10 protein-coding genes and 1 pseudogene are annotated in these 12,711 nt (G+C 73.8%); 7 read left to right on the plus strand and 4 right to left on the minus strand.

Translation table 11 applies throughout. From position 1 onward, the window contains the following. Window positions 1-45: 45 nt before the first annotated feature. The gene (locus OH807_RS40705; protein ID WP_406210390.1) at window positions 46-1,620 is read right to left on the minus strand and encodes an adenosine deaminase; all 1,575 of its coding nucleotides are present in this window, start codon (window positions 1,618-1,620) and stop codon (window positions 46-48) included. 296 nt (window positions 1,621-1,916) lie between these two features. On the opposite strand from OH807_RS40705, the gene OH807_RS40710 reads away from it, so the two are divergent. After that, on the plus strand, window positions 1,917-2,462 hold the full coding sequence (locus OH807_RS40710; protein WP_406210392.1) for a DinB family protein: 546 nt from the start codon (window positions 1,917-1,919) through the stop codon (window positions 2,460-2,462). A gap of 172 nt (window positions 2,463-2,634) precedes the next feature. Continuing rightward, window positions 2,635-2,889 (plus strand): annotated as a pseudogene (locus tag OH807_RS40715) (SUMF1/EgtB/PvdO family nonheme iron enzyme); the annotation flags it as partial. Here the strand turns inward: OH807_RS40715 and OH807_RS40720 are convergent. Further along, on the minus strand, window positions 2,882-4,372 hold the full coding sequence (locus tag OH807_RS40720) for an alpha/beta hydrolase family protein (RefSeq protein ID WP_406210395.1): 1,491 nt from the start codon (window positions 4,370-4,372) through the stop codon (window positions 2,882-2,884). The pseudogene OH807_RS40715 and the gene OH807_RS40720 sit on opposite strands and share 8 nt — an antisense overlap. Window positions 4,373-4,885: 513 nt before the next feature. Between OH807_RS40720 and OH807_RS40725 the strand changes: the two genes are divergently transcribed. Then, complete coding sequence (locus OH807_RS40725) at window positions 4,886-6,007, plus strand: sensor histidine kinase (RefSeq protein WP_406210398.1); 1,122 nt, start codon at window positions 4,886-4,888, stop codon at window positions 6,005-6,007. Continuing rightward, the gene (locus tag OH807_RS40730) at window positions 6,004-6,672 is read left to right on the plus strand and encodes a response regulator (RefSeq protein WP_406210401.1); all 669 of its coding nucleotides are present in this window, start codon (window positions 6,004-6,006) and stop codon (window positions 6,670-6,672) included. The genes OH807_RS40725 and OH807_RS40730 overlap by 4 nt, the downstream gene beginning before the upstream one ends. Before the next feature lie 139 nt (window positions 6,673-6,811). Here the strand turns inward: OH807_RS40730 and OH807_RS40735 are convergent, their stop codons facing one another. After that, window positions 6,812-7,207 (minus strand): cupin domain-containing protein, encoded by a 396-nt coding sequence (locus tag OH807_RS40735; RefSeq protein ID WP_406210404.1) that lies wholly within the window; start codon window positions 7,205-7,207, stop codon window positions 6,812-6,814. A gap of 52 nt (window positions 7,208-7,259) precedes the next feature. Here OH807_RS40735 and OH807_RS40740 point away from each other — a divergent pair, with 52 nt between their 5' ends. Together OH807_RS40740 and OH807_RS40745 are read left to right on the plus strand one after the other, a co-directional pair. Then, window positions 7,260-8,252, plus strand: a complete 993-nt coding sequence (locus OH807_RS40740; RefSeq protein WP_406210407.1) for a GlxA family transcriptional regulator — start codon at window positions 7,260-7,262, stop codon at window positions 8,250-8,252. A 211-nt stretch (window positions 8,253-8,463) separates the two neighbouring features. Continuing rightward, window positions 8,464-9,468, plus strand: a complete 1,005-nt coding sequence (locus OH807_RS40745) for an NAD-dependent epimerase/dehydratase family protein (protein WP_406210409.1) — start codon at window positions 8,464-8,466, stop codon at window positions 9,466-9,468. 561 nt (window positions 9,469-10,029) lie between these two features. Here the strand turns inward: OH807_RS40745 and OH807_RS40750 are convergent. Continuing rightward, the gene (locus tag OH807_RS40750; protein ID WP_406210412.1) at window positions 10,030-11,058 is read right to left on the minus strand and encodes a hypothetical protein; all 1,029 of its coding nucleotides are present in this window, start codon (window positions 11,056-11,058) and stop codon (window positions 10,030-10,032) included. 171 nt (window positions 11,059-11,229) lie between these two features. On the opposite strand from OH807_RS40750, the gene OH807_RS40755 reads away from it, so the two are divergent. Beyond that, window positions 11,230-12,678, plus strand: coding sequence for an RICIN domain-containing protein (locus OH807_RS40755; RefSeq protein WP_406210415.1), 1,449 nt, complete (start codon window positions 11,230-11,232; stop codon window positions 12,676-12,678). Window positions 12,679-12,711 lie beyond the last annotated feature (33 nt).

The raw sequence follows: 12,711 nt of genomic DNA on the forward strand, positions 1-12,711 counted from the left end.
CGGTGACGGAGGCCCGGTGGCCGGGGGCGCCCCGGTGTCCCGCGGTCAGGCGTCGCGGTGCAGCACGGCGGCCTCGAAGTCCCGGAAGCGGCACTCCTGTTCCCACTCCTGCTCGGCCTTGGGGCTGGCCGCCAGCAGGGCCTCGCAGCCTGCGCTCGGGTGGGCGCCGCCGAGTTCGTCGGCGGCGCACTCCGGCGCCGGCTCGAAGTGGTCGCGGTCCTTCCAGAGGCTGTGACCGGGCAGGAAGCCGTACTCCAGCGAGTTCCGGGCCAGGTCCTTGAGGTCCCGGTAGCCGAGGTCGTAGCGGGTGGTGGCCTTCTGGTACTCCTCGGTGATGTCGCCGCGCGAGACCCCGGGGTCGTCGGTGGCCAGCGCGGTCGGCACCCCGTGCCGCCGGTAGAGCGGGAACGGGTGGTCGGGGCCGGAGACCTGGAGGATCTGCTCGTTGCTGGTCAGGGGCACCTCGATCAGGGTGTGCCGCTCGGCGAGGGTGCTCAGCAGCTCGGCGGAGTCGTCCTCGTGCACGACGTCCACACCGTGGCCGATCCGCTCGGCGTGGCCGGTGAGCACCGCCTCGCGGATGTGGAAGCGCAGGTCCTCGGGCTTGACCAGCCCGGGCACCAACTCACCGGCGTGCAGGGTGATGTGGGCCTTGGGGTAGAGCGGGTGCAGGAAGTCGAGCATCTGCATCTGCAGGTCGTAGTTCTCCAGCGAGGCCGGGTAGTCCTCGGGCTGGACGAGGTTGACCGCGACGAACCGGTCGTCCTGGCTGGCGAGTTCCATGCCGAGCATCAGCTGGGTGAACACCCGGGCCGGCGTCGAGGCGCGCGAGGCCTGCGAGATGAGCCGTACGGTGACGGTGCAGCCCGGGGCCTGCCGGCCGGTCTCGCAGTTCGCGGTGGCCCGGTACTCGGCGAACAGCCGGTCGGCCTCGCCCCGGGCGTCGGCCACGACCTGCGCCATGCCGTCGTCGGCGAGCAGCTTCGCGCGCATCGCGGCGAAGTCGGGGTCGAAACCGACCTTCGCGGCGAGTGCGGCACCGCTCGACGAGGCCGGGGTCAGCATCGTCTCCAGGTAGCTCTGCTGCTGGGCGGCCATGGTGTCGGTGACCTCGGCGAGCATCCGGCCGGGGTGGCGCCAGCTGGCCTCGCCGAACTTCCCGAAGGTGGCGAAGAAGTGGTCGTGGCCGGACTCGGCGCCGGGGACGAAGTCCTGCATCGACCAGGCCCGGATCACCTCCCCGCGGAACGCCTGGTCGGAGATCGCGTCGGCGGCCGGACGGGCGGTCGCCGAGCAGGGCGCGACCTGCGCGGTGAGCGTCGCGGTGTCGATGCAGAGCCCGTCCTCGGCGGCGAGCCGGATCAGCAGCTCGGTGGTGACCGCACCGGAGAGGTGGTTGTGCAGGTCACCGCCCTTCGGCAGGTCGTGCAGGAAGCTCCGCAGCGCCTGCGGATCACTCCGGACGGTGTCCAGGAAGGCGTTCACCCGGTGCTCGGCGGCGCCGCGTTCGGCCGCGGCGGTGGGCAGCGGCGCCGCCAGGGCGGCGCCGGGGAGCAGGGGGACGAGCAGCGCGGCACAGGCGGCGACCGCGGAGACGGTGGTACGGCGTAGCGTGATCATGGCCGTATGGTCGCGGGCGATCGCCGCGCGGGCCGACCTCTTCGGGGCCTGTCCCGGACACACCACCCGGACGGGCGAGCGGCGGCCGGCCCCGGTACGACGTGCACGGACAACCCCTTGCCCGTCGTCCGGGGGTGTGCGTCTCTGGCGGCCCGTCACTCACGGCTCCCGGCCAGCCTCCTGAAGCACCGTGAGGCTGGTTCCCGGCCCGGGGCGATCTAGGACGCGATCTGTCCTAGATCGGGCCTATCGTATGGCTCGTAGACGGAACACCAGCTCACGAATGCGAGAAGACCATGGCCGAGACCACCACCCGCCCCCTGGCCCGGACCCTGACCGGCGAGCGCGCGGACCTGCTGGAGCAGCTGGGCCAGGCGCGGTTCTTCCTGCGCCTCACCGCGAACGAGCTGACCGACGCACAGGCCGCCGAGCGTTCCACCGTGAGCGAGCTCTGCGTGGGCGGCCTGGTCAAGCACGTCACCGCGGTCGAGCGCAGCTGGGCCGCCTTCATCCTCGAAGGCCCGTCCGCGATGCCGGACTTCACCGCCATGACCGAGGCGGACCTGGCCGAGCGCCGGGACGGCTTCCGGCTGATGCCCGGCGAGACCCTGGCCGGGGTGCTCGCCGACTACGCCGAGACGGCCCGCCGCACGGACGACCTGGTCGCCACCCTGCCCGACCTGGACGTGTCCCACCCGCTGCCGAAGGCGCCCTGGTTCGACGGCGACGTCCGCTGGAGCGCCCGCCGCGTCCTGCTCCACATCATCGCCGAGACCGCCCAGCACGCCGGCCACGCCGACATCGTCCGCGAGGCCCTGGACGGCACCAAGAGCATGGGCTGACCCCCGTGCGGGCGGTGGCCGGCCCGGACGAGCCGGGCGGGTGGGCCGTCCGCGTGTCGGTGGGCCGGCGCGGGTGCGGGTGGTGCACCGTCGGTTCGTGACGACGATTGCACAGCGCCCGCTCCCCGCACCGGCGCGGGGGATGCGGCTGGTCCCGGGCGGGTCCTTCCTGATGGGTGCGGAGGGGTTCTATCCGGAGGAGCGGCCGGTGCACCCGGTGGTGGTGGACGGCTTCTGGATGGACGAGCACCCCGTCACCGTGGCCGCGTTCCGGCGGTTCGTGCCCTGGGGCGACGAGTTCGCCCCCCGGGGCCGGCGGATGGCGAACACCTGGCACGGCCGCTTCCCGTGGGAGTACGTGCCGGCGGGGAAGACCAACCCCGCCCCCGGCACCACCCCGGTCGGCTGCTACCCGCCGCTCAGGGGTTGGTGTTCGGGTGGTGGACGGTCAGGCTGCCGTAGGCCGGCAGGACGGCGGTCAGGTCGACGGGCCGGTGCCGGAGCGTGGCGTCGAGGAAGGCCAGGGTGGCCGCGGCGACGATGCGCGGGCTGTCGGTGCGGCCCAGAGTGCCGACGATCGAGGGGACGGGCGGCAGGTAGAGGGGGCTGTCGGTGAAGGTGAGATGCGCGGCGCCGGGGACGGTGACTTGGTAGCTCGTCGCGGTGGTGGCGTCGAGGGCCTCGGTGAGGCGGGGGAAGTACCGCGGGTCGGCTGCCGGGGTGACGGCCTGGGTGAGCGCGAGTGCCGGCTGGTCGAGGGCGGGTGAGGCGGGGCCGTGGGGAAAGCCGTCCAGGTCGATGACGGCGCCGAACCGGTGGTCCTGCCGGGCTGCCTGGAGGGCGGCGGCACCGCCCATGGAGTGGCCGGCCACTGCGGCCCGGCCGGTGTCGAGGTGTCCGCCGAGGGGGTCGGCGGCGCCCTGCCGGTCCAGACCGCCCAGCTGGGTCAGGACGAAGCCGAGGTCGGCGGCGCGGAGCGCCGTCCAGCCGGCCGCGAGTCGGGCGTCCTCGTCCGCGTCGCCCGAGGAGTGGGTCTCGGTGGTGATGGTCCGGCCGTCGTCGAGCACGACGGCGGCGGAGTCGTACGGGTGGTCGAGGGCGGCGACGACATAGCCGTGGCTGGCCAGTTCCTCCGCCCAGGCGGTGTTCTGGGTGCGGGCTCCGCCCGACCCGGGGGAGAACAGGACGACGGGGTAGCGGCCGCCCCGGCCGTCCACCGGGGCGTTGAAGACCGCGTGGGTGCGGGCCTGCGCGACGCCCTCGATCAGGAAACCCGGCAGGCCGGTCTGGCGGGCGAGGGCGTCGGAGACGGTGCGTGCCTCGCTCTCCGTGCGTCCGAGGTACTGCGCCCGCTGCGCGTCCGCGGGGCTCTGCTGCGCGGGGTACCAGAGCTGGACCAGGACGGTGCGCCGGTCGTCCGGGTCGGGAGTGAAGGTCTCGGGGCGCTGCGGGTCGGTCCACTGCACCACGCGGGTGCCGACGGCGAATTCGCCCGACGGCTCGGGGAAGACGGGGACGGGAAAGGCCCAGGCGGCCACCGGGCCCGTGGCGATCAGGCCGGCGCAGGCCATCGAGCCCGGCAGGGCCAGCCACCAGCGGGCCCGCCACGGCGGCCGGGCGGCACGGCGGCGCAGCAGGGGGGCGAGGGCGAACGGCAACGCGGCGGCGGCGCCCACCAGGACCGGCAGCATCTGCCAGCGGATCCCCGTGGCAGTCAGCAGGATCGCGGACAGGACGAGGACGGCGCCCGCCGCGACCGTGGCGCGCGGGCGGACGGCGGGGGGCAGCCAGCGTGCCGTCACCAGTGCGACGGCACCCAGCAGGAGAAGGATTTCCAGGAGGGACATGTGCGGTCCCGTGATGATCTCGGTCACCCGGCCATCGTCGGCGCCGGGCGTGCGCGGCCGCATCGGTCCCGGGTCGCCGTCGCGTGCCACGGGGGTCGCAGTCCGCGGCAGGTCCCCTGCGACCGGGGTGGCAGTCGGGCCTGCCGGGGCGGGGCCGCACTGCGACCGAGGGAGGTGGCGCGGCTCCTCCTGTGGTCGTACCGCGGCCCGGTGCAATCAGACGGTGGGCTCATGCGCTTCGCAGGGCGCGCGGCCTACCGTGTCAGGGCCGCGGTCCGTGCCGGGCGGCGCGGGACGGTCGGCCCCGTACCCGGCGCCGGTCCCGGCGGTACGTGGTGGCGGCCCCGGCGGGGGGCCGTCGGGACGTCGAATCGACGAGGATGCGTGATGACCGAGGCGGCCGCGGGACCAGGCAGCGCCCACCGGGTGCGCCGGCGGAGCCGGGACGGGAACCCGGACCAGGTACGGCCGCGGCCGGGCGGAGCCCTCCGGCCGCGGTGGTACGACGGCCCGCCACACGCACAGGCGGAGCGACTGCGGGCAGCCGCCCGGCGCCGGGGCTCCCGGCTGCCGCCGATGGCGCAGGAGTCGCTGCTGCCGGCGCTTCTGCTCCTCCACGTCGTGACCACGTACGCGCCGCAGGAGCTGCCGGTGGCGGTGCTCCTCACCGCCGCCCTCGCGCTGCCCCTGCTGTGGCGGCGCCGGGCCCCGCTGACGGTGTTCGGCGCGGTGGCGGCCGCGGCCCTCGTCCAGTGGCTGACGGGCGTCCAGCTGCCGGCGGCCGTCGCCGTGCTGGTGGCCCTCTACACGGCGGCCGCGCACTCGGGCCGGCACGGCACGCTCGCCGCCGCCGCCGTCGTCGAGGCGGGGGTGGTGCTGGCCTGCCTGCGCTGGGCGACGGACGGCGCGTTCCTGGCCCCCTTCGTCGCGCTCACCGCGACGGTGGTGGCCGTCACCGTCCTCGGCGTGAACGCGCGGACCACGCGCGCCGGCCTCGCGGCCGTGGAGGAACGGGCCGCGCGCCTGGAGCTGGAACAGGAACAGCAGGCGCGACTGGCCGCCGCCGAGGAACGGGCACGCATCACCCGGGAGATGCACGACATCGTCACCCACAACCTGTCCGTCATGGTCGCGCTCACCGATGCCGCCGTCTACGCGCAGCACCGGTCGCCCGACCGGGCCACCGCCGCGATGCTCCAGATCTCCGAGACCGGCCGGCAGGCCCTGGCCGACATGCGGCGCTCGCTGGGCATCCTGCGCACCGACGAACCGGACGCGCAGCGCCACCCGCTGCCCGGCATCGCCCAGCTGGACTCCCTCGCCGGCCAGATGCGCGCCGCCGGCCTGCCGACCCGGCTCGACGTCCACGGCGACCACGCCCACGTCCCCGCCACCGCGCAACTCACCGTCTACCGCCTCGTCCAGGAAGCCCTGACCAACACCCTCAAGCACACGCCCCCCGGCACGGACGCGAAGGTCCGGATCCGGTGCTCGGCCGACAGCGTCGTCGTGGACGTCACCGACAGCGGCCCCTGCCCGCCACCTCCCACCGGCCCGCCGTCGGGCCACGGCATCCCCGGTATGCGCGAGCGCTCGGCCGCCTACGGGGGCACCCTGCAGGCCGGACCGCTCCCGGGCGGCGGCTGGGGAGTCCGTACCCGCCTCCTCCTCAACAGCAGTGCGACGGAGTCCGCATGACGATCCGCATCCTGATCGCCGACGACGAGGCACTGCTCCGGATGGCCTTCAGTACCGTCCTGGAGGCCCAGCCCGACATGGCACCGGTGGGCGAAGCCGCCGACGGCGTCCAGGCGGTGCGCCTCGCCCGGGAGCTGCGCCCCGACGTCGTCCTCATGGACGTCCGGATGCCCGGGACCGACGGGATCGAGGCGACCCGGCAGGTCGTCGAGGTCTCCCCGCAGAGCCGGGTGCTGATCCTCACCACCTTCGACCTGGACGAGTACGCCTTCGCCGGGCTGAGCGCCGGGGCCTCGGGCTTCCTGCTGAAGAACACCAGGCCCGAGGAGCTCCTCACCGCGATACGCAACGTCGCCGCGGGCGACGCGGTGCTCTCCCCGCGGATCACCCGACGCCTGCTGGAGGACTTCCGCCCGCACCTCCCCGCCGGCCCCGGCACCGGCACCGTCCGCGACGCGCGGCTGAGCCGCCTCAGCGCCCGCGAACGCGAGGTGCTCGTCCAGGTCGGCCGCGGCCTGTCCAACACCGAGATCGCGGCGACTCTGTACCTCGCGGAGGCGACGGTCAAGTCCCACCTGGGGCGGGTCCTGCAGAAGCTCGAACTCCGCGACCGGATCCAGGCGGTGGTCTTCGCCTACGAGAACCGCCTCGTCCACCCGGCCTGACGCGGCCGGCGGGCGCCGCCTGCGCTGTGCCGCCCTGTGCTGTCCTGCGCTGCACTGCGCCGCCCTGCGCTGCACTGCGCTGTCCTGCGCTGCACTGTGCGAGGAGCTCGGCCAGGCCTCGCCGGCCGGGCGTGCCGGCTCAGGTATCGAGCGCGTGCCCGGTCGTCGAGTCCACGTGCTCCGGGATCGCGTCGTGGCGATCGCCCACGCTCGGTGTCCCGGTGGGCTCGAACATGAGGATCGCGGCGCCGGACGGAGCGGACGGCCGGTGCTCCGTGCCGCGGGGGACGGTGAAGACCGACCCCCGCGGGAGCAGGACGGTGCGCTCCCCGCCGGGCTCGCGCAAGGAGATGTGCAGCTCGCCGTCGAGGACGAGGAAGAACTCGTCGGTGTCGTCGTGGACGTGCCAGACGTGTTCGCCCTCCACCTTGGCGATGCGGACGTCGTAGTCGTTGACGCGGGTGACGATACGGGGGCTCCACAGGGCATCGAAGGAGGCCAGAGCCTTGGCGAGGGAGATGGGTTCGCTACGCATGGGCTCATCCTGGACCGTTCCGCACGGCCGCCGTGAGTGCTAGGAATTGCACATGGCGAAAGAATCCTCGCAGGCAGGTCGCCCGGCGGGCGTCCACCGGGTGGTCGTGATCGTGGACGAGAACTCGAACCCCTTCGAGCTCGGCTGCGCGACCGAGGTCTTCGGACTGCGCAGACCGGAGATCGGCCGTGATCTCTACGACTTCGGGCTCTGCTCCGCCGAACCCCGCACCCTGATGCGCGACGGATTCTTCACGCTCACAGGAGTCGCCGGTCTCGAAGCGGCCGACGAGGCGGACACCTTGATCGTCCCCAACCGCCCGGACGTCGAGGTGCCGCGCCGTACCGCCGTCCTCGACGCCGTCCGACGGGCGCACGCACGCGGGGCGCGCCTGGTCGGCTTCTGTAGCGGTGCCTTCACCCTGGCCGAGGCCGGAGTCCTCGACGGGCGCCGGGCCACCGCGCACTGGCAGTGGGCGGATTCCTTCCGCGCCCGCTTCCCCTCCGTCCACCTCGAATCGGACGTGCTGTTCGTGGACGACGGCGACATCCTCACCGCCGCGGGGAGCGCGGCCGCGCTGGATCTCGGGCTGCACATCGTCCGCCGCGACCACGGCGCGGAGGTCGCCAACTCCGTGAGCCGGCGGCTGGTCTTCGCGGCGCACCGGGACGGCGGGCAGCGGCAGTTCGTGGAGCGCCCGATGCCCGACCTGCCGGAGGACTCCCTGGCGTCGGTCCTCGTCTGGGCCCAGGAACGGCTGGACGGACCGCTCACGGTGTCCGACCTCGCAGCGCGTGCGGCGGTCAGCCCGGCGACGTTGCACCGCCGCTTCCAGGCGCAACTGGGCACGACGCCGTTGGCCTGGGTCACGGGGGAACGGCTCGCCCTGGCATGCCGGTTGATCGAGCACGGCGAGTCGGGCTTCGAGACGGTCGCGCGGCGCAGCGGGCTCGGCACGGCCGCAAATCTGCGCGCCCTGATGCGCCGCGGGACGGGCATCACCCCGTCGGCATACCGGCGTCGGTTCGGGCCGGAGATGACGTGACGGCGGGGCGGGCCGAGGAGCCGGCGGCCTTCCGTGCACCGGCCCCGTCCCAGGACCGGCCGACGCCTGCGGAACGGCAGGGCCGGCGCCGCGGCCGGGCCCGGGGCCGCGCTCGCCGGGTACAGCACCCCCAGGAGGAGGTCCGGGGACATGAGCCGGGCCGAAGCGGACGGCCGTGTACCGGCAACCGGCCGTGGACAGGCTGTGAGGCATGAAGATCCTCGTCCTCGGCGGCTCGAAGTTCCTCGGGCGTGCCTACGTCGCAGACGCCCTCGCACGTGGCCATGAGGTCACCACCTTCAACCGCGGGGTCAGCGGCTCCGACCTCGACCGTGCCGAGGCGGTGCGCGGCGACCGTACCCGGCCGGGGGACTTGGAGCGCCTGGTCGACGGGCGGCGATGGGACGCCGTCGTCGACACCTCGGGCCAGCAGCCGCACGACGTGGCACAGACCGCCCGGCTGCTCCGCGGCCGCGCCGGCCACTACAGCTTCGTCTCCTCCGTCCACGCCTTCGCCGCCTGGCCCGCCGGGCCCGTCGACGAGGACTCCGCCACCCTGGAGTGCCCGGCGGGCACCGCGCCGGACCAGCCGTTCGCCAACGCCCTCAAGGCGGGCTGCGAACGAGCCGTGCTCGAACACTTCGGCGAGCGCTCGTCCGTCCTCAACTGCGGCCTGCTGTACGGTCCGTACGAGCCGATCGGACGGCTGCCCTGGTGGCTGGAGCGGATCGCCCGGGGCGGCCGGGTACTCGCCCCCGGCGATCCGGGCCGGCCGATGCAACTGATCGACGCCAGGGACTTCGCCACCTTCGGGCTCGACCTGATCGACCAGGGCCTGACCGGACGCTTCGTCACCACCGCGCCGATCGGCCGGACCACCTACGGCGCGTTCCTGGAGGCCTGCGTCCGGGCCACCGGATCGGACGCCGAACTCGTCTGGACGGACGACGCGACCTTGCTCGCCGCCGGGGTCGAACCCTGGACCGAGCTGCCCCTCTGGACCCCGGACACCCCCGACTGGCAGGGCACCTGGCGTGCCGACAGCTCCAGGGCGACCGCGGCGGGGCTGCGCTGCCGACCGGTCCTCGACACCGCCAGGGACACCTGGACGTGGCTGCGCAACGGCGGCTCGGCCACGGTCACCTACACCCAGGGGCTGACCGGAGTCCCGATCGGCATCGAGGCCGGGAAGGAGCAGCGGATCCTGACCGCCTGAGAACCCCGGGCGCCCGCCGGCGGCCCGCGCCCGGTTCGGGGCGCGGGTCAGGTGCAGCCGGTGCGCCGGCACTCCTCGCGGCTCACCCACTCAGTGCCAGCCGCCGCCGTTCCAGTCCCGGTTCGCGGTCCCGGCGTCCGTGCCCAGCCAGGACAGGAGGCCGACCAGGAAGAGGACCACCACGATCAGCCCGAGCACCACCACCCAGAAGTCGTCCTCCGGCCCTGGACGATCCCGGCCCCGCGAACGGGCGGGCCGATCACCGTCTCCCTGATCGCCCCGGCCCTCATCGCCCCGGCTGTCATCGCCCCGGCCCTCGGCGTCGCTGCTCCCGTCGGCCACCGTGCGCCCCCTCCGTCCGGATTCATGGCACCGTGTCGCACGACCGACGTCAAGCCTCCCCGCAGTGGCCTCGTCTCCGGTCCGATCGCCCCGTCCCGCGGATCGGGCGGGACACGGCCCCGCCCGGTGCCGATCGCCGGGCACCGATCGCGGCGGGCACGCGCGGCATCCTGCTCTGCCGGCATCCTGCTCTGCTGCACAGGGCCGGCAGCCGGCCGGCTACTGGATGCTCCAACGGTGGGGATGGACGGGATCGACAGGGCAGGCGAAGACGTTGAGCTCGCCGAACCGGCCGACGGTGACCTCGGTGGGGGTGGCGGACCGATGGGTGGGCAGGTCCCGGTCCTCCAGCGGTCTCCAGCTGCCGCTGCCGCCGTCCCACTCCGAGCTGTCGATGGTCAGCAGGAGGTGCATCGGTGTCCGGCAGGCCTGGCAGTCCATGGGGTAGGGGTCCGTCAAGTGCCAGGAGGCGAAGCCGCCGACGCGCCAACCGGGCGGGATGGACAGGTCGTACTGGTAGCCGATCGGCCGTGCGGAGGGCCCGTCCGCCGGCCGGGCGGCCTCCTCCTGCGTTTCGTCCCAGGCGTCGAGCCGGGCGCAGAGCTCCTCGGGCAGCAGGCCGGCGAACTGGTAGGTGGCCACCTGCTCCGGGTGCAGGACGCAGGGCTCGGGAACGAACCCGTCCGATCCGACGACCAGCGGCTCTGGCTGCGCCGCCAGCACCTCGCCGACCTCTGACGACCGCCGCCAGCGCACGTGCAGCTCCAGGCCGTACCGGCCCGGGCCGTGTGCGTTGAAGGGGCACCAGAACACCTGCAGCAGGTCGCAGCCGTCCGGCCCGATCGGCAGGTCGGGGACGTCCCGCCGGTACAGCTGCACGAGGCCGATCATCGGAAGCCCGTCCGTCTCCGATACCCCGGGAATCCTGTGCTCCTGGTGCAGCCCCTGCAGCAGCTCCCGTTCCTGCTCCGTCGGGCCCGGGGCGTGGTCGCGGGCCCACGCGGCGGCCAGCTCCTGCCGGTAGCGGCGGACGTCCGCCGGGCGGTGCCCCCGTCCGCGGCCGTGGGCCTCGCCGCACACCGGCCACGGCTCGTCCACCGGCCACAGCATCGGACCGCCCACCGAGCTGGCCGACACCTGCGGGCTGCCCGGCCGCGGGTGGAGCCGCGTCGTCGTCCCCCGGTAGGCGGCCAGCTCCGGGAAGAGCGCCTCGACATCGAGCGGGCGTGGGGGCGTGGTCCTCGTCATGGACGCGACCTCAGACACCAGCCGGCCTCAGCCATTGACCACCCCCGGCCGCAGCTCGCCGCCACTGACCGGTGGTGCTTCGCCTGCTCTCCGTCGTCCCCGCTTCCGGTCCCGGGTGATTGTGGGCCGGTTGTCGTGAGACGCTGGTGGCCTTTGTCGAAGGGGGAATTCATGCGGCTCGCCCGGCGCTTCGGTGGCGTCATCGCAACTCTTGTCCTGGCGGCGGGATTCGGGGTTGTCGATCCGGCCGCTGCCGCGCCGGCCGCACCGTGCTCGGCGGGCCGGGTGCTCAACGTGGTGGCGCATCACGATGACGATCTGATCTTCCTGGCACCGGACTTGATCAACGATCTGGCGAATCCGGACGTCTGCGTGCGGACGTTGTTCCTGGTGGGGTCGTACTACAGCCGGGACGGCCTGGCCTCCCATGCGGGGGACTCCGACAAGTACGCGTACATGGAGAGCCGTGAGCTGGGTGTCCGGCAGGCCTATCAGGCGGCGGCCGGGATGCCCGGCGGCTGGGCGCACTGGCCGTACTCGGTGGCGGGTGTGCAGACGACGGCATGGACGCTCGGGGACCGGGTGTCGACGGTCGAGCTGAGGGTGCCGGACGCCAACGCGTCCAATGAGGCGGGCACCATGTTCAAGGGCCAGCTCTGGGCGCTGTACGCGGACGGCCAGGAGGCCTGGCCGATCCCGGGTGCGGACGCGCCGGTGCAGCAGCGACTGGGCCGTGAGCAGGTCCTCGCCTTCGTGCAGGGCGTCATCGACGACTTCGGGCCGACGGTGATCAACACCGAGGACCCGTCGGCCGACCACCAGAAGGCCTCGCAGGCCGACCCGGTGTCGGGCGCCGGCTACTTCCACTCCGATCATGTCGCGACGACCCGGCTGCTGATCGGGGCCCTCAACCGCCGGGGCAGGGCCTGGCCGCGCATCACCTACTACCGGGACTACCTGGCGAGGGAGTCGGGCCCGAACCTGGACGCCGTGAACACCGCGCGCAAGAAGCAGGTGTTCGAGGTCTACTGCCGCTACGACGACGAGATCTTCCGCGACGGCGGGTGCGGCGGCGACTACGCCGAGCACTACTCGCGCCAGTACTACGCCGACTCGCCGTGGCGCGGCTACTACCAGTGGCCGATGTCCTACGGCTTCGAGGACCCGAAGCTCGACCAGGCCTACCGGGTCGTCAACCGGGCCACCGGCCTGGCCCTGGACGTGTCGGGATCCTCGGCCGCGGACTGGGCCGCCCTGGTCGGGTTCCCGGTGACGGGGAACCCGAACCAGTCGTTCGTCTTCCGGGCTGCACTGGGCGGCTGGAACCTGCGCCCGGCACACAGCGGCCTGTGCCTGGACGTGCCGGGTTCGAGCACCGTTGCGGGTTCGGCCCTGATCCAGTACCACTGCACGGCCGTGATCAGGAACCCGGCCGACGTCGCGGACATGGTGCGGATGAACCAGGCCTTCCGGATCCGGGGCGACCACGCCGGCGGCTACCGGATCACGCTCGCCCACTCCGGCCTCGCCCTGACCGCCCCCGCCGCGGCCGGTGCGGCGGTCACCCAGGCGCCCGACACGGGCGCCGACAACCAGCGGTGGGACCTCGTCCTGGCCTGAACCGGCCCGCGCCCGGGGCAGCCGTGCGGGCGT

The sequence above is a fragment of the Kitasatospora sp. NBC_01560 genome, from assembly GCF_045208415.1.
Classification (GTDB): domain Bacteria; phylum Actinomycetota; class Actinomycetes; order Streptomycetales; family Streptomycetaceae; genus Kitasatospora.

Coding starts and splice junctions, on each gene's coding strand:
- OH807_RS40735 (WP_406210404.1), bottom strand. CDS start 7,207: ATGCGTAGCGAACCCATCTCCCTCGCCAAGGCTCTGGCCTCCTTCGAT.
- OH807_RS40750 (WP_406210412.1), bottom strand. CDS start 11,058: ATGACGAGGACCACGCCCCCACGCCCGCTCGATGTCGAGGCGCTCTTC.
- OH807_RS40730 (WP_406210401.1), top strand. CDS start 6,004: ATGACGATCCGCATCCTGATCGCCGACGACGAGGCACTGCTCCGGATG.
- OH807_RS40705 (WP_406210390.1), bottom strand. CDS start 1,620: ATGATCACGCTACGCCGTACCACCGTCTCCGCGGTCGCCGCCTGTGCC.
- OH807_RS40740 (WP_406210407.1), top strand. CDS start 7,260: ATGGCGAAAGAATCCTCGCAGGCAGGTCGCCCGGCGGGCGTCCACCGG.
- OH807_RS40745 (WP_406210409.1), top strand. CDS start 8,464: ATGAAGATCCTCGTCCTCGGCGGCTCGAAGTTCCTCGGGCGTGCCTAC.
- OH807_RS40755 (WP_406210415.1), top strand. CDS start 11,230: ATGCGGCTCGCCCGGCGCTTCGGTGGCGTCATCGCAACTCTTGTCCTG.
- OH807_RS40725 (WP_406210398.1), top strand. CDS start 4,886: ATGGCGCAGGAGTCGCTGCTGCCGGCGCTTCTGCTCCTCCACGTCGTG.
- OH807_RS40720 (WP_406210395.1), bottom strand. CDS start 4,372: ATGCGGCCGCGCACGCCCGGCGCCGACGATGGCCGGGTGACCGAGATC.
- OH807_RS40710 (WP_406210392.1), top strand. CDS start 1,917: ATGGCCGAGACCACCACCCGCCCCCTGGCCCGGACCCTGACCGGCGAG.